Origin of the sequence: Limisphaera ngatamarikiensis, assembly GCF_011044775.1 — a bacterium.
GTDB lineage: Bacteria > Verrucomicrobiota > Verrucomicrobiia > Limisphaerales > Limisphaeraceae > Limisphaera > Limisphaera ngatamarikiensis.
In genome coordinates this window covers 88926-105235 of record NZ_JAAKYA010000053.1, presented here as the reverse complement: position 1 = coordinate 105235, position 16310 = coordinate 88926, and the positions used below count along the sequence as shown (strand labels likewise).

The following is a 16310-nucleotide window of genomic DNA, read 5'->3' as shown; positions in this document are numbered from 1 at the left end:
CGGGAAGCGTTCTCCAGAGCCGGACGCGGATTCGCGGGGTCGTCCGCGAGTCAGCCCCTGCAGAACCTTGTCCGGTCGGTTGGTTGGCCGCGGTCGGTCAAAAGCTTTGACGAAAAACCGCGGCGTCTGGTTAGCTGGCGCGCCGCCGCGTGGCGAACCGGCGGCGGATCTGGACCCATGAACCACGGCGATATTCACGAAACCACGCGCCCGTCCTACCCCCCGGGTTTTCGGCGGCGACGGGGTTGGAACTGGGGTTGGCTGGGGCTGCTGTACACCAGCTTTTACATGTGCCGCTACAACCTGTCCCTGGCCAACCCGTCGATCAGCCAGGAGTTCGGGTTTTCCCGCGAACAGATGGGGCACATCATCAGCGCGGCGTTGCTGGCCTATGCGCTGGGGCTGATCGTCAACGGTGCCCTGGCGGATCGTCTGGGCGGCAAACGCGCCATGTTGATCGGGGCAGCGGGCACCATTGCCATGAACCTGCTGTTCGGTGCCGCCTCGTTCGCCGGCATGTTGGGGCTTTTTGTGGCCATTCGGGCCCTGGACGGTTACTTCCAGTCCTTTGGCGCGCCCGGCATGGTCAAAATCAACACCGCGTGGTTCGCCCGGCGCGAACGGGGTCGGTTCTCGGGCATTTTCGGGTTCATGATCAACCTGGGACGGTTCGGCATCTTCACGTTGGGCCCGGCGCTGCTGGCCGGGTTCAGCGTGCTGGGCATGGTGCACATCCCGCCACTGCACTGGCGCTGGCTGTTCTGGGTGCCGTCGGTGATTTGTGCACTGGTCGCCGTGGGAGTGGCGGTTTGGGTCAAGGAAACGCCCGAACAGGCAGGGTATCCCGGCCTGATCCCCGACACGGGTCCCGGTGGACAGGCGGACCCGGGGTCCGGCGCGGGCCGCGACGTCCGGGCCGGCGTGGCCGAGGTCCTGCGCACCATCGCCACGCAACCGGTCGTCTGGATCACCGCCGCCGCCTACGCCTGCACCGGCGCAGTGCGCCAGGCCGTGGATCAATGGTTCCCCCGCTACATGCAGGACATGTATCAGGTGGACCTGCGATCGGCCCAGTTCCAGTTCCTGGCCTTTCTCATCCCGTTCATGGCCTCGGTCGGTTCGCTGCTGGCCGGTTACGTGTCCGACACGCTGTTCAAGGGCCGGCGCGCGCCCGTGGCTGCGATCCTGTATTTCACGGAGACGGCGCTGATCCTCCTGGCGGCCCGGTTTCATGGCGTCACGGCCGCGATTGTTTTCCTGGTGCTGATTTCCTTCACAGCCAATTCCACCCACTCCATCCTGGGCAGTGCCGCCCCGATGGACATCGGCGGACGGCGCATGTCCGGCTTTGCCCTCGGGGTGATTGACTCCTTCCAATATTTCGGTGGCAGTCTGGCGGGCATTTTGCTGGGCCGGCTGCTGGACCAGAGCCTGGGCAATTACTTCTATTTCATGGCGCCGTTCGGGGCGATTGGGGGCTTGTTGATGCTCGTGGCCCGTGGCAAGTTCGCTCCACCGCGCCCGGGTGCCACCCCGGCCGCAACCCGCACGGTCGGCCCGGGCGCCACCGCAGAATCGAACAAGCCATGAACCGACACATTCATCCGCATCCGGATCCGGGCCGCGTCCGCCCTGCAAGCCACGCGAACCGGAGTGAAAGCCCCGCCAACCCGGAAGCGCCCGACACGGGGCACACTTTCATGACCCGGCGCCGTTTCCTTGCCACGGGCGCCGCCGCCGCAGGGCTCGTTCTCCTCAAACCCGAACAGGTCCGCGGCACGGCCGCCCAGGAAACCGTCACCCTCGGACTCATCGGTTGCGGCAACCGCGGCCAATGGATCGCCGACCTTTTCCAAAAACACGGCCGGTACCGCGTCACGGCGGTGGCGGACTACTTTGCCGACCGTGCCGACGAGGCGGGCCGGAAGTTCGGTGTCCCCGCCGGAGCCCGCTTCACCGGCCTGAAAGGTTACCTGCGCCTGCTGGAACAGCCCGTGGACGCGGTGGTGATCGAGACCCCGCCGTATTTCCACCCCGCACAGGCCCGGGACAGCGTCGAGGCGGGCAAACACGTTTTCCTGGCCAAACCTGTGGCCGTGGACGTGCCCGGTTGCCTGCAGGTTCAGGAGGCCGCCCGCCGCGCCACCGAACGCAAACTCTGTTTTCTGGTGGATTTTCAAACCCGGGCGCATCCCGCCTACCAGGAAGCCGTGCGTCGCGTCCAACAGGGGATGATCGGCCCGCTCATCAACGGCGAGGCCAGTTACCTCTGCGGGCCCATCTGGCGGCATATGGACCGGCTGTTACGCACCGACCCCGCCAACCCCGAGGTCCGGCTTCGTGCCTGGGGTGTGGACCGCAAGCTCAGCGGCGATGTCATCGTGGAACAAAACATCCATGCGCTCGACGTGGCCACGTGGTTTCTCGACGCGGCGCCGGTGAGCGTCTGGGGCAGCGGCGGCCGAAAACGCGATTTCCTCGGCGATTGCTGGGACCATTTCTCCTGCGTGTTCCGCTTCCCCGGGGATCTCCTCGTCAACTTCATCTCCAAACAGGTCGGGGCGGGCATCGACGACATCATGTGCCGCGTCTACGGGTTCAAGGGCTACGCCGACACCCACTACTTCGGCCGTGTCATGGTGCGGGCGGAGGACGACATCTACAACGGCGGCGAGCTGGGGAATTTGTACACGGAGGGCGCCGTGAACAACATCGCCACATTCTACCAGGCCATCCGGCAGGGCGACGCCAGCAACCCCACCGTGGCCCCCAGCGTCCGCAGCAATCTCACCGCCATTCTCGGCCGCACCGCCGCCTACCGGCGCGCCGAAGTCACCTGGGATGAAATGCTCAAAACCGCCGAGGCGTGGGAGGTGGACCTCCGCGGCTTGAAAGATTAACCACTCGCGTTCCGCCCGGCTGCAACGTTTGCACCTCGAGCGCCCGCGAATTATGCTCGGGTCATGACGGCCCATTCCGCACTGACGCGCCCGCCGGGGTCTCCGGGACCTTCTACAGGCGCAGCATCGCGCGTCCTCTCCGACCGTCAGGCCGGGGCCTCCTTCCCCGGTCCGACGCCGAGTCGGGCGCCCGGCCTGGTCCGGCTCACCCTGACCGCCTGCGCGGTTTGCGGGCTCGGCCGCCTCCACGCCCAACCTCCGCTTCCCCAGGCGCCGCCACCCGCGCCGCCGATCCAGTACGCAACCGCCCCTTCCGTCCCCCGCGCCCAAAACAATCCGCCCCCCGGCGCATCGCTCTGGTCCATCGGCCAACCCACCGACGAGGAGCAGCTTTATCTGGAGTTCATCAACCGTGCGCGGCTCGATCCCGCCGGGGAGGCGGTGCGGCTGGCCACCACCACTGACCCCCGGGTGCTCTCGGCCTACTCATGGTTTCAGGTGGACCTGGCCCAAATGCAGAGTGCCATTGCCGCCCTTCCACCGGTGCCGCCCCTGGCCATGAGCGCCGCCCTCCTCCAGGCCGCACGAGAACACAGCCTCGACATGGCCCTGAACGAGTTCCAGGGCCACACCGGAACGGACGGTTCCTCGCCCGGCGACCGCATCACGCGAGCCGGCTACTCATGGAGCATGTACGGCGAGAACGTGTACGCCTACGCGGACTCGGTTTTCCACGGGCACGCGGCCTTTGAAGTGGACTGGGGCAACGGGCCCGGTGGCATGCAGGATCCACCCGGACACCGACTCAACATCCACCACGCGGGCTTTCGGGAGGCGGGCATCGGCGTGGTCAACACCAACCGACCCGGCGTCGGACCGCAAATCGTCACGCAGGATTTCGCCACCCGTTCGGTCGCCAGCCCGTTCATCACCGGCGTCGTCCACTTTGACCTCAACAACAATGCGTTTTACGACCCGGGCGAGGGCATCGGTGGCGTCGAGGTGATCGTCACCGGCAATGCCTGGTACGGGCTGACCGCCATTTCCGGCGGTTACGCCGTGCCCGTGCCGGGCGACGGCTCCTACACGGTCACCTTTGTCGCGCCGGGACTGTACCACGCCACCAACGTCACCGTCGCCAACCGGGCCAATGTGAAACTGGACCTGCGCCCCGCCTACACGCCCCCATACCCGGTCGGTCCGGACCCCGCCGCCCTCACCAACAACAACCTCTACACCTGCAACGCCGTGGTCGCGGCCACCAATTACCAGTGGCAGACCAGCCAGTTGCTCAACGACCCGTTTTTTGAGGGCGGCGAGAGCGACCAGCCCCAGATCACGCTCGCCGTTTCGGAGGGATACAACACGCGCATCAGCGGCGTCGCCGCCTCCGGTACCTATGCCTTTCACCTGGCCCACCCCACCGCCGCGCCCCAGATCCTCCAGCTCCAACCGACCTTCTGGATCCGATCCAATGCGCAGGTCCGGTTCGCCACGCGCCTGGGCTGGGCCACGTCGAATCAGGTGGCCCGTCTCCAGATCAGCACCGACGACGGCGGCAGTTGGACCGATCTCTGGACCCGCGCCGGCACCGGGACCAGCGGTCAGTCCTCCTACACCACCCAGACCGTCCCGCTGGGCGTGCATGCCGGCAAAAGCGCACTGCTGCGGTTCGTTTACGACTTCACCGGCGGCAGCTACTACTACCAGACCTCGCCCGACGTCGGCTGGCTGCTGGACGACATCCGCGTCGAAGGCGCGGCCCGCATCGTCTCCACCAACCTGACCGATTCGGGCCCCACCGTGCAGTTCGCTTTCCATCCGCTGGTGCCCGGATCCGTTTTGATGCGGGTGCGCGCGCAGTTGCCGGGGCGATACCTGCCCTGGGGACCGGTGCGCGAGATCCAGGTCCAGGCCGTCACCCCGCCCACGGTGCGTTTCACCGGACCCGTCACGTGGAACGGCAGCGAATTGATTGCCCGGTTCGAAGTCACCGCCCCGCCAACCGGCATGGTGTTGCGACTTTGGCGCGCCGCCCAACCCACCGGGCCGTGGGCCGAGGACACCTCCGCCCGGTTCGAAAGCATCTCCGGTAACACGGTGTGGCGGGTGACCACCCCTGCCCCGGCTGCGCAGGGGTTCTATCGAATCTCGGTCAACTGAGGCTGCCCCCGACGGGGCCGGCATGCCCCGGGGCCGGTGCGGTTCCGGCCCGACGGGCAGGATCGGACACTACACCGTGCGGGAATGCCGCCGTTGCTCCGGCGGCGGCAGGGTGTTGTCGAAGCACATCGCAATGTTCCGGATGAACAGCCGCCCGATGTCGGTCACCTCCAGCCCGCCCGGTCGGCGGCGAATCAGCCCGTCCGCCTCCAACGGCGCCAGCGCCGCCAGCTCGGCTGCAAAGTGGCGCTCGAAATCCACGCCCAACCGCGCCGACATCTCGGCAAAGTCCAGCCCCAGATCACACATCACCCGCATGATGGTCTCGCGCCGGAGCCGGTCCTCCTCGGTGAGAAAATAGGCCCGATACAACGGTGCACGCCCCGACTCCACCGCCTGTTCATAAGCCGGCAGATCCTTGAGGTTCTGCCAGTACATGTCCGGCGTCTGCGAGATGCTGGACATGCCGAAGGCATAGATGTCGGCCCCGGCCCGGGTGCTGTAGCCCTGGAAATTGCGCTGCAACCGCCGCTGACGCTGGGCCACCGCCAGTTCATCGTCCGGCAACGCAAAATGGTCCATGCCGATGTACACGTACCCGCCGTCCCGGGTCAGCCGCTCGATCACCAGTTTCAGCAACTGAAGCTTCGTTTCGGGCGCGGGCAGAAATCGTTGCTTCTCCAGGATGCGCTGCGCCGGCTTGATCCACGGCACATGAGCGTAACTGAACACCGCCAACCGGTCCGGCTTCAGCTCCAGCACAATGTCCAGGGTCCGATTGAACGACTCGACCGTCTGATGCGGCAGGCCGTAAATCAGGTCGAGGTTCACCGACTGAAACCCCAGTTCGCGGCACCATTGCAGCACCCGCTCGGTCAGTTCCCGGGGCTGGATCCGGTGCACCGCCTGCTGGACCTGCGGATCAAAATCCTGCACGCCCATGGAGGCCCGGTTGAATCCCACCTCCCGCAACGCCACCAGGTGATCCCGTGTCAACCGCCGCGGATCAATCTCCACGCCCGCCTCCACGTCCGGCGCGAGCCTGAAATGCCGATGGATGATTTCCCCCAGACGCCGGATCTCCTCCGGCCGCAAAAACGTGGGCGAGCCCCCGCCCCAGTGGAGCTGCACCACCGGACGCCGCGGATTCAGCAGGGACGCCATGTGCGCCACCTCCCTGCCCAGCGTCTCCACGTAACGGCGACCCTTGTCGTGGTTCAGGGTGATCACCGTGGTGCACCCGCAAAACCAGCACAGCGTCTCGCAAAACGGGATGTGGAAATACAGCGAGAGGTCCCGCTCGGTCCGGTTGTTCTCGCGAATGCGCGCCTCCACCTCCGACCACGGGATCCCCTCCCGAAAATGGTTCGCCGGCGGGAAGGAGGTGTAGCGCGGGCCCGGCACGTTGTATTTGCGCACCAGGTCCAGGTCCACGGACAACATCGTCATGAACTCAATCTATCGGCGGAAACCGTCCCTGCAAACTCCCGCACGGTTTGAACCAGCGCCTCCATCGAATCCAGTCGGGCCGCCGGCGGCACACCATGACCCAGATTGAAAATCCAGCCCGGTCGGCCGCCCATGACGCCCAGCAGCCGGCCTGCCTCGGACCGCACCACCGCCGGGCCGAGGGTCAAAAGAAACGGATCGAGGTTGCCCTGCACACCCACCGCCGCCGGCAGCCGCGCCGCCACCTCCGGCAGTTCCACCTGCCAGTCCACACCCACCACCGAGACGCCCGGCCCGATCAGGCGCGACCAATCCCCATGGTACCCCCGCGCAAACACAATCACCGGCACGCGACCGGCCACCGAGCGGACCACCTCCTGCAACCAGGGCAGACCCGCCTCCGCATAAGTGCCCGCCGGCAACTCGCCCGCCAGACTGTCAAACACCTGCACCGCATCCACGCCGGCCTCGATCTGCATCCGCAAAACCTCCGTCACCGCCCGGGTCAGCCGCTCCAGCAACGCCTCATACAACGCGGGCTCCTCGAACCACAACCGCTTTGCCCGTTCCCACACCTCCGCGCTGCCGCCCTCGAGGGCAAAGTTGGCCAGTGTCCACGGCGCACCTGCGAAACCCAGCAACGCGGTCTGATCCCCCAGCCCTTCGCGCACGCACCGCACCGCAGCCGGCAGATACGCCAGACGCTCCCGCACCCGTGCCACCTCCAGCCGTTCCAGGTCCCGGGCGCTCTTCACTGCGAAGTCCATGGCAATGCCGCCCTCGTCCCGAAAGCGGTAGCCCTGGCCCAGCCCCTCGTTGGCCACCAGGATGTCACTGAACAGGATGGCCGCATCGAACCCGAACCGTCGCACCGGCTGGAGGGTCACCTCCGCCGCCAGTTCGGGTGTGCGGACCAGGTCCAGAAACGAATATCGCTGCCGCAGGGCGCGGTATTCGGGCAGTGCCCGCCCCGCCTGCCGCATCAACCAGATCGGCGGCCGATCCACCGTCCGGCACCGGCAGGCTGCCAGAAAACGTTCTCGTCCGGTCATGATCGCAGGGGCCCAGCTTGGGCCCGCCCCCCCGCCCCCGGCAAGACCAGAGCCGGCAACTCGAGGCGCGAGCCCCGTACCTCTACGCGTGCCACCTTTTCGGGCCGCGGGAACGCTGTCCCCACCGCCCTCTCGGGTCTCGCAAGGAGTGCTGCGATCTTGCACACCGCGGATGGGGCACGGTCCTCCGGGCCCGTCGCATTCACCACCAAGAGACGGAGAAAACGAACTCCGGAGAGACAGAAGGCCGGAGGTCGGGCAGAGAGAGCCACGGAAAGGCGATTTGAGCCGAAAAGAAGTTACCCGGGCGGGGAGGAGTCGTTTGCCGAAACGGGTCGTTGCGCCAAAAGCCCGTGTTGCCCGCCAAAGACGCCAAAAGGAGCGCACAAACCAAACGCGAAGTGCTGGCCAAACTGCGGCGTGTTTGCGCCCGGGCCGGATTCACGGTCGTCCCCCGGAGAGCGTGGCGGCGACCGATGCACCGCACCGTTGCAGGCCGGGCTGCCGGCCGCCTGCCCCGGTTGCCGGGACGGTTCAGTGCAGGGTTTGGCGTTGTGATCCCGCCGGCCGTGGCGCAGTGTGAAAGGCATGCGAGTTCTGCTGCTGGGAGGCACGGGCAACCTTTCCGCGGCCTGCGCGGTTGAACTGCAACGGCGCGGGCATGAGGTGTTGCTGCTGACGCGCGGTCGCTCGCCCCTGCCGCCGGGTTTTGAGGCGGTCCGGGCGGATCGGCACGACCCGGAGTCGATGCGCAGGGCGTTGGAGGGCCGGGCGGTGGACGTCGTGGTCAACTTCATCGGGTACGACGTGCCCGATGTGGAGGTGGACCACGGCCTGTTTGCCGGCCGGGTGCGGCAATACGTCTTCATCAGCTCGGCCACGGTGTACGCGAAACCGCCGCCGCAACTGCCCATTCGCGAGGATTGTCCGCGGGGCAACCCGTTCTGGGAGTATGCGCAGAAGAAGCTGGCGTGCGAGCAGTGGCTGCTGGCGCGATGGCAAACCGAACGTTTTCCGGTGACCATTGTCCGGCCCTCGCACACGTATTCGGAGCGTTGGATACCCAACCCCGTCTCCAGCGCCGGCTACGCCTTTGCGGCGCGGCTGGAACGGGGCGCTGCGGTGTGGGTGCCGGACCGGGGCGATACGCCGTGGACGCTCACCTGGGCCGGCGATTTCGCCGCCGGACTGGCGGGGTTGATCGGCCGTGACGACGTGTTGGGCGAGGACTTTCACATCACCAGCGACGAGGCGCTCCCGTGGACGCAGATCTACCGCGAAATCGGCGCGGCCGTGGGCGTGGAGCCGGTCATCGTCCCGGTGCCCACCGATTTCATTTGCACGGTGTGTCCCGAAATGACGGGTCCCCTGAAGGGCGACAAGGCGCATCCGGCCGTGTTTGACAACTCGAAACTGCGCCGATTCGTCCCCGAGTTTCGCTGTTCGGTGCCGTTCCGGGAGGGGATCCGCCGGGCGGTGGCCTGGTTGCGCGCGCATCCGGAAGCGCAGCGGCTCGACACCTCGCCCGTGGACCGGGTCATGGACACGGTGTTGCAAGCCTGGCAGGCGCGGGCGGGCCGGTCCACGTGATCCGGAGGCCGGGCGTGCCGGGCCGGGGGCATCGGATCCCCGGCTGCAGCCCCGGTCCACAACGCGCTGGCTGCGGTTCACGGTCCTGCGTAGTCTGCCGTTCGCTTTGGGATGGGAACGCACGAGCAAAGGACGCGCGAGGGCACCCTCATGGCCGCCGGCCCCCGGTGGGGGTTGGCGGACACGGATTCCCGGCTGCGGCGGTGGTGGCCGCTGGTCCGACCGTCGTGGCCCTACCTGGTGGCGGGTTTGCTGGCCGGGGTGGGTTTTGCCGCGCTGAGCGGGGTGGGCCTGCCGGTGATGTTGAAAACGGTGCTGCCCATCTTTTTCGGGCGCGAACAGGAGGCGTCCCCGTGGGTGGTGGCGGCCGGGCGTCGTCTTTTCGGGGAGCACTACCAGGACCGGCTCCTGTTGCTGGCCTGTTGGGGCATGCCGGTGGTGTTCCTGTTGCGCGGGCTCTGCGCGTTTTTGAACCGGTACTGGATCAACCTGGCGGGCTTTGTGTTTTTGGAGAACCTGCGCCGGGCGGCCTTTGAAAAGCTGCAGTCGCTGCCGCTGGCCTTTTACCAGCAGCACCGGACGGGGGATTTGACCAGCCGGCTGGTGAACGACGCCGAACAGCTGCGCTCGCTCATCCTGCTGGTGAGCAACGACGCCATCAAACAGCCGTTGCTGTTGGTGGCGGCGCTGGGATACCTGGTTTGGGTGTCTGCCACGGAACGAAGCGCCCTGTTCACCCTGGTGGCGATGGTGACCATTCCGCTGTGTGTGGTGCCCTTGCGGCTGATGACGCGGCGGTTGTTGCGCCGGGCACGGGCGGTGGCCCGGCAGAGCGGCGAACTGGCCGCCGTGGTGACCGAGGCGTTGCAATCGCCCGTTGAAATCCAGTCCTACAACCTGCAGGAGTTGCAGTGCCGGCGGTTTGCCGCGCGATTGCACGAGATCCTGCGCCTGTCCCTCAAGACGGTGAAGTACGAGGCGATGTTGGGGCCGTCGGTCGAGTTCATTGCCACGTGCGGATTGATGGTGGCGCTGTATCTGGGGGTGCGCAGCGGGATTGATTTCGCCACGTTCAGTTCGCTGGCCCTGGCGCTTTACCTGGCCTACGACCCGGTGAAGAAACTCAGCGGCCTGCAGGCCGCCCTGAAATCCCGACAGGCCTCGCTGGAACGGCTGGAAGAGATCCTGACAGCCCGGGATACCATGCCGAACCCGGTCACTCCCCGGCCGTTGCCACCCGGCAACGCGCCGATCCGGTTCGAGCAGGTGCGGTTCCTGTATCCGAACCGGAGCGAATCCGGGGCCGCACCTGCCCTGAACGGGATTACCGTTTGCATCGAGCCGGGCGAGACCGTGGCGTTGGTGGGGCCCAGCGGTGCGGGCAAGAGCACTTTTGCCCTGCTCATCCCCCGGTTTTTTGATCCTACGGAGGGCCGGGTCACCTACGGGGGCACTGACCTGCGCGAGTTGGACAAGCGCGCCTGGCGGGACCGGATCGCGTTTGTGCCGCAGATGCCGATGCTCTTCAACACGACCATCGCCGAAAACATCCGGTTGGGTCGGCCGGATGCCGATGACGCGGCGGTGCGGGAGGCGGCGCGCCGGGCCGGAGCGGCAGAGTTCATTGAGGCCCTGCCCCGGGGGTACGAGACCGTGGTGGGCGAACAGGGCACGGCCTTGTCGGGCGGGCAGCGCCAGCGCATTGCCATTGCCCGGGCCTTTTTGAAGGACGCACCCATCCTGATTCTGGACGAGGCCACCAGCGCGCTGGATTCCGAAAGCGAGGCACGGGTTCAGGCCGCCCTGCGGGAGCTGATCCGCGGTCGGACCACCATTCTGATCGCCCACCGGTTCAGCTCCATCAGTCTGGCGCGGCGCGTGCTGGTGTTCGAGGAGGGCCGGATCACCGGGGACGGCCCACCCGAGGTCCTCGCCGAGACGCATCCGGTGTACCGCCGCCTGCTGGAGTTGCAGCGCCCGGGATGAGACCGGAACCACCCCCGGCCATCCCATGCAGGTTTCTCCCACAGTATCTCCGGTCTCCGGGCATTTCTGGAGGTGTGGTCGGACAGTTTCGGGCGGGCCGGTTGACGGGTGCCGGCGGGTCACCGTAGGCTCGCGGCCGGCAATCGGATGAACATGGACACGCCCAACGCAACCGGTCCGGACCGGATCCGCGTCAAGTTCCTGGCCAAGGCGAGTCGCGAACACAATCGCGAGGCGTGGTTGGGACGGTTTCCCGGGGGAAAACCCTTCTGGGGCCGGTGCGAGTTCATTTTTGATCCGGACGCGCGCGCATACGACTGGTTGGTGGTGTACGACGACCTGCCCTCGGAGCCGGGTCGGGACATCGAACCTCTGGCCTGTCCGCGGGCCCACACGTTGCTGATCACGGCCGAGCCGAGTTCCATCAAGGTCTACGGCCCCCACTATGTGCGGCAGTTTGGCTGGGTGCTGACGAGTCAGGAGCCCTGGGCTCTGAAGCATCCGCGCGCCATTCGCTGTCAGCCGGGCCTGGTCTGGTATTACGGGGCCACGGGTCACGGCGACGCGGTGATCAGTCCGCGCGGGCGATACGATGCCATTGTGCAGAACCTGCCCCTGAACAAGACCCGGCTGATCTCCACGGTCTGCTCCACCAAGCGGCAGCGGCACACGCTGCACCATCAGCGGGTGCGCTTTGTGGAGCAGCTCAAGGCGGCCCTGCCCGAGCTGGACGTTTACGGTCACGGCTGGAATTACCTGCCCGACAAGGCCGATGCCCTGGACCCTTACCGGTTCCATCTGGCCATCGAGAATCACAGGGCACCCCATCACCTGACGGAAAAACTGGCCGACGCATTTCTGGGCGTGTGCCTGCCGTTCTATTACGGATGCCCCAACTACACCGATTACTTCCCCGCCGAAAGCGTCGTCCCGATCAACATCTTCGACTTCGAGGGGTCGCTGGAGATCATTCGGCGGGCCATCCGGGATCGGGAGGACGAAAAACGACGCGCCGCGCTCCTGGAGAGCCGGCGGTTGTACCTGGAACGTTACTGGTTGTTTGCCCAGGTGGCGCGCATCATCGAGGAACGACACCCGGTCTCGTTCGCACCGCCCGAACCTGAAGGGTTCATTGCCAGCCGACGTCGCGTGCGCCGGGCCTCGCTGGCCGCGGCGGTGTCGGAGTTTTCCCGCAAGGGGTGGACCCGGGTGGTTTCGCTGCTGCGGCCCCGGTACTGAGCCGGCCCGCGCGGAACGGAGACGGGAGGATCAGGGAAGGCCGGCGCCGGCACGGCGCCGGCGGGCCCATGCAAACGTCCGGAATCCATCGGGCCCATCCGCCCGCAGCGTTGTCCGTGATCGCCCCTCCGGGCCGCAACCGGCAGGGCACAGGCACGGGCCATTTCAAGACGTCGGGCGTGGATGCTGCGGAGGCGCGTCGGGGCGAGTATCGGAGAAAAGCTTGTGGAGGTGCGAAGGGGGGCGCATGGGGCCGAACCAGTGCCGTTGCAGCCAGGTCCAAACCTCGTCGACCCTCAGGTCGGCCAGCGATTTGGCCTGCAACCATCCGACTGCAGAACCGGAAGGCCGCAAGCGTTGGGGCTCTGCTTCTCTGCCGTAGAGGACCAGCGTGGGCGCGCCCACGGCGGCCATGAGGTGGACCGGGCCGGTATCGTTGCCCACCACGCCCAGGGCCCGGCGAGCCAGTTCAGCCAATTGTCCGAAGTCGGTTTGGCCGGCCAGGTTGAGGACCCAAGGGGCGAGTCGGCACAGGGTCCGGAGGGCGTCCTGGTCGGCCCGGGTTCCGACTGCAACCACGGCCAGGCCGCGTGATTGGAGCCGTCGCGCCAGTTCGGCGTAGTTCTCCGCGGGCCAACGTTTTTCGGGCCGATGCGGCGAACAACCGGGCACAAAAATGACAAAGCTCGGCGGCAGCTTGAAATCCTCCACGGGTCCGGTGAGCCAGTCCAGGGACGCCCGCCCGGCACGTGGCACACCGGCCGATTCCAACTGACGCAACAGACGTTCGTAGGCCGGAAGTGGCTCCCGCTGAAAGTCGGGTCGGGGGTGTGAACAACCGCGGACAGGTCCGGACCATTCGGGCGGCCGGGGGTGGAGCAGCCGGAAATATGCGGCGGTGCGGTCGTTACCCTGCAGGTCATAGACGCGGGAAAAGCCGGCAGAGCGGAGTTTCCTGCGCCAGGCCAGCACGCCCCACCATTGCCACCAGCGCAGGGCCGGGTCCTCCCACACTTCGTCGAACCAGGGCATCTGACGGGCCCATGAGGCATAGGCCCTGCGGGTCAGCAAAGTGACGTGATCCCGGCGATGGTGCATGCGGATGGCGTGAAACGCGTCGAACGCCAGCACCAAATCGCCAAAGGCACCCAGCTTGATGACGAGAATCCGCTTTTCCATCTTGGGCGGTCACTGCCGGTTTCCCGACCATCCTGAAAGGCTTGCTGCAACGGCAGTACGGCGCTGTGAGCGTACGGGTGGGCGGGTCGGAGGCCAACCCCGTTTTGGAGGCGGCAGGCCGGGTGCGGTGTCCGACCTCCAGCAACCGATCGCTTGACGACCGTCCCATCGGTCCAACACCCCGGCGTCGTGGGGGAATCAGGTCAAAAGCCGGGCCCGACGGCTCCTTCGGATGCGGCAAGGGAACCCGCGCTCCGAACGAGTGGTCCGGATCCGGCGGGGCGGACCGGAACTGACGGCGTGCACCGTTCGGGGGCTCCCACCAAAGCGAGATGTGTCCTGTCGGTTTCAGTGGTTGATGCAAGCCCTCCAAAACCGAAGCAGAAGCCGGCGTTGTCGGGACCAGGATGTGCACCGGAGCCCCGGTGTCGGAGAATGAAAAGGAACGCTCCCCGCTTCGGCTTGGGACGAAGCAGGCAGGCATCGGCAAAGCCGGCCCATGGCTTGAACCTTGCAGGTCTGGCCGGAGCTAGGTGGAACGGATCTCAGACAGGCGGTTCCATCGGCGGAGCCGGAGGCAGTATGGAGACGGCCCGGATGCGAGCAGTGTGCGCTGTGCAGGGATCGTCCAGCCACCTGGACGGTAACGTGTCGGGCAGGTGGTTTGGTGGTCCGCCCATCTAACGGGTCACCCATCGGCAAAGGAGCGTGGTAGTGTCGCCATCGCGTTTCAACCGCAGCGTCGCACGAACGAGCTTGTCGACCGACCGGATTTCGGCCCAACCGGGTTTTCGGGCCCTTTCCCCTGTTCTCTCGGACACGCAGGCTGCAGGCGGAGAGATCCTCTGGTTGGTCCGTCCTACAGATTGGCTCCCGGAGGGGCCGTCCGGATGTGCAGCGGACAAAGAGGAGGGTTTGAATGGATAGCCCGGTCGGTTGCTGAGCCTGCTGGCACGGACACGGTGTGCTGCGCGTCGTGGGGTACGATGGCCAAACGGGCGGCCCATGTGCACAGGTCAGCCCGCCCGTAGGATTCGGCCGGTCCGGCCCGACTTCAGCCGCGGTCTTGCGAACCGCCGATCCGTCCAAACGGACCCTGCCGCGCCTTGTAAAGGCCATCCGGTGGCCGGGCACGCCCCGAGGCGGGTGCCGCATACGCATGGCGCGAAACTTCGGCCTGGTGCTTTGCGCGGAGATCCGGGTCGGCGGCCGCATTCGCGACGGGGTGATCCGGTCGGGTCCGAAACATCGGGCCGGGATCCGGACACCCCGTCGCGGGCGGCTCATCCCGCCGCGAACGTGCTGCACCTTGTGGAATCGGCAGGAGCAGGCAGGAACTTTAGTCGAAGCCGGCGCCCGACAAGCCTTTTTCACGTTGGACGTCCGAAGTGCGCCACGGCTCCGGCCCCGCGCAAACGGGATGTCACATCCGTGCCGCGGTGAGCGGTGCCGGCCAGGGAGGTCGGCAGGGTGTCGAAGGGCGCGGCTTGGGGCCTGCTGCGGCGTGGCGACTCATCGCGGTCCCCCGGGAACGAGGCCGCCGATCCTCGCAGTGGATCGACCTGCCACGTTTGGTCTGCTTTCGTCGGCAGCCTTTTCTCATTCGACGCTGGGCAACGGCCGACGCGAGGCCGGTAGTTGCGCCCGCGCTGGTGAGCTTTCCGCGGTCTCACCGGCCGGGGGGATCCTCCGGGTCAGGGCGCCCGGCTGACTGCTGGTCAGGCGTTGCGGTTGGGCTGGCGGGGGCGGGAGTGCGGTGGGGTTTGGGGGCCAGCCATGTGGCGAGTCCTTCGCGGAAGGTGGGCTGGGTGATGCCGAAGAGGTGCTGGATGGGTTCGGGGTCGCCGATGTTGTGTTCGCTGAGCATGAGGTATTGGTCGCGGTTGAAGGGCGCGGGTCGGCGCAGGAGCGTGGGACAAATCGCTTCCAGGATGGCGGCTGTGAGCCGGGCCACGGGCATGGGCATGTAGAGCAGGAGCCGGCGCCGGTTCAGCACCTCCAGGACCGTGCGGACCATGTCCTTCAGGGTGAAACGTTCGGGACCGCAGACATCCAGGGTGCGTGCGACGGCATCGGGGTGGGTGAGTGCGGCGGCGACGCAGCGGCCGACGACACGGATGAAGACGGGTTGGAAAAGGCTGGTGGGCGAGCCGGGCAACAACAGGACCGGTGTGTAGCGGCTGATCCTGACGAAGAGGTTGATGAACTGGTCGCCGGGCCCGTAGATGAGCGACGGTCGCAGGATGGTCCAGGGCAACCCGCTGGCGCGCACCTGTTCCTCCGCCTCCCACTTGGTGCGGTGGTAACGGGAGGGTGCGTCGGGTCGGGTACCGAGTGCGCTGACGTGGAGCAGCCGTTGGACGCGGGCGGCGCGGGCGGCCTGGACGACGTGGGCGGTGGCGCGGACGTGCATGTTTTCGAAGGTTTGGGTGCCGAACTCGCGGATGATGCCGACGAGATGGACCACGGCGTCCACGCCCGCGACGGCGCGTTGCACGGTGCCGGGGTCCAGGACATCGCCCGGGACCAGTTCGGCGCCGGCGGTTTGGGCGAGGGTTTCGGCGAGGGCGGATCCGGGTTGGCGCACGAGGGCGCGGATGGAGTGTCCGTGTGCCCGGAGCTGGCGTACGACTTCGCGGCCCACGAAGCCGGTGGCGCCCGTGACCAGGACTTTCAGGCCGGGTGCGGATGTCTGGTTCACGCCGGGTAAGGTTGGCAATGGAAGGGCCGGTTGCCAACTCCGGGTTCGGTT

Annotated in this window: 10 protein-coding genes; 6 read left to right on the top strand and 4 right to left on the bottom strand. The window is 66.9% G+C overall.

All coding sequences use genetic code 11. The annotated features are described in order from the left end of the window. Nucleotides 1-177: 177 nt before the first annotated feature. The 3 genes from G4L39_RS08340 to G4L39_RS08330 all read left to right on the top strand — a co-directional run bounded on the left by G4L39_RS08340 (nucleotide 178) and on the right by G4L39_RS08330 (nucleotide 5063). On the top strand, nucleotides 178-1590 hold the full coding sequence (locus G4L39_RS08340; protein ID WP_165107404.1) for an MFS transporter: 1413 nt from the start codon (nucleotides 178-180) through the stop codon (nucleotides 1588-1590). Next, nucleotides 1587-2900, top strand: coding sequence for a Gfo/Idh/MocA family protein (locus G4L39_RS08335; RefSeq protein WP_165107402.1), 1314 nt, complete (start codon nucleotides 1587-1589; stop codon nucleotides 2898-2900). The genes G4L39_RS08340 and G4L39_RS08335 overlap by 4 nt, the downstream gene beginning before the upstream one ends. Nucleotides 2901-2963: 63 nt before the next feature. Further along, nucleotides 2964-5063, top strand: a complete 2100-nt coding sequence (locus G4L39_RS08330; RefSeq protein WP_165107401.1) for a CAP domain-containing protein — start codon at nucleotides 2964-2966, stop codon at nucleotides 5061-5063. A gap of 69 nt (nucleotides 5064-5132) precedes the next feature. Here the strand turns inward: G4L39_RS08330 and hemN are convergent, their stop codons facing one another. Beyond that, a complete protein-coding gene (hemN, locus tag G4L39_RS08325; RefSeq protein ID WP_240893878.1) occupies nucleotides 5133-6512 on the bottom strand; it encodes an oxygen-independent coproporphyrinogen III oxidase in 1380 nt (459 codons plus the stop codon). Next, a complete protein-coding gene (gene hemE / locus G4L39_RS08320; RefSeq protein ID WP_165107399.1) occupies nucleotides 6509-7564 on the bottom strand; it encodes a uroporphyrinogen decarboxylase in 1056 nt (351 codons plus the stop codon). Before hemE ends, hemN begins: the two co-directional genes overlap by 4 nt. Before the next feature lie 588 nt (nucleotides 7565-8152). Here hemE and G4L39_RS08315 point away from each other — a divergent pair. The 3 genes from G4L39_RS08315 (at nucleotide 8153) to G4L39_RS08305 (ending at nucleotide 12379) form a co-directional block, all read left to right on the top strand. Continuing rightward, complete coding sequence (locus G4L39_RS08315; protein WP_165107398.1) at nucleotides 8153-9154, top strand: NAD-dependent epimerase/dehydratase family protein; 1002 nt, start codon at nucleotides 8153-8155, stop codon at nucleotides 9152-9154. A 111-nt stretch (nucleotides 9155-9265) separates the two neighbouring features. Further along, the gene (locus G4L39_RS08310) at nucleotides 9266-11140 is read left to right on the top strand and encodes an ABC transporter ATP-binding protein (RefSeq protein ID WP_165107396.1); all 1875 of its coding nucleotides are present in this window, start codon (nucleotides 9266-9268) and stop codon (nucleotides 11138-11140) included. Nucleotides 11141-11293: 153 nt separating this feature from the next. Further along, nucleotides 11294-12379 carry a glycosyltransferase family 10 domain-containing protein gene (locus G4L39_RS08305; protein ID WP_205880877.1) on the top strand — a complete coding sequence of 362 codons (1086 nt, stop codon included), beginning with the start codon at nucleotides 11294-11296 and terminating at the stop codon, nucleotides 12377-12379. A 165-nt stretch (nucleotides 12380-12544) separates the two neighbouring features. Here the strand turns inward: G4L39_RS08305 and G4L39_RS08300 are convergent, their stop codons facing one another. Then, nucleotides 12545-13558 carry a glycosyltransferase family 9 protein gene (locus tag G4L39_RS08300; RefSeq protein ID WP_165107393.1) on the bottom strand — a complete coding sequence of 338 codons (1014 nt, stop codon included), beginning with the start codon at nucleotides 13556-13558 and terminating at the stop codon, nucleotides 12545-12547. 1669 nt (nucleotides 13559-15227) lie between these two features. Beyond that, on the bottom strand, nucleotides 15228-16259 hold the full coding sequence (locus tag G4L39_RS08295; protein ID WP_165107392.1) for an NAD(P)H-binding protein: 1032 nt from the start codon (nucleotides 16257-16259) through the stop codon (nucleotides 15228-15230). Nucleotides 16260-16310: the final 51 nt, after the last annotated feature.

What these genes read in the sequence shown, in the direction of transcription:
- G4L39_RS08340 (WP_165107404.1), top strand. Translation starts at nt 178, where the DNA reads ATGAACCACGGCGATATTCACGAAACCACGCGCCCGTCCTACCCCCCG.
- G4L39_RS08335 (WP_165107402.1), top strand. Translation starts at nt 1,587, where the DNA reads ATGAACCGACACATTCATCCGCATCCGGATCCGGGCCGCGTCCGCCCT.
- G4L39_RS08330 (WP_165107401.1), top strand. Translation starts at nt 2,964, where the DNA reads ATGACGGCCCATTCCGCACTGACGCGCCCGCCGGGGTCTCCGGGACCT.
- hemN (WP_240893878.1), bottom strand. Translation starts at nt 6,512, where the DNA reads ATGACGATGTTGTCCGTGGACCTGGACCTGGTGCGCAAATACAACGTG.
- hemE (WP_165107399.1), bottom strand. Translation starts at nt 7,564, where the DNA reads ATGACCGGACGAGAACGTTTTCTGGCAGCCTGCCGGTGCCGGACGGTG.
- G4L39_RS08315 (WP_165107398.1), top strand. Translation starts at nt 8,153, where the DNA reads ATGCGAGTTCTGCTGCTGGGAGGCACGGGCAACCTTTCCGCGGCCTGC.
- G4L39_RS08310 (WP_165107396.1), top strand. Translation starts at nt 9,266, where the DNA reads ATGGGAACGCACGAGCAAAGGACGCGCGAGGGCACCCTCATGGCCGCC.
- G4L39_RS08305 (WP_205880877.1), top strand. Translation starts at nt 11,294, where the DNA reads ATGGACACGCCCAACGCAACCGGTCCGGACCGGATCCGCGTCAAGTTC.
- G4L39_RS08300 (WP_165107393.1), bottom strand. Translation starts at nt 13,558, where the DNA reads ATGGAAAAGCGGATTCTCGTCATCAAGCTGGGTGCCTTTGGCGATTTG.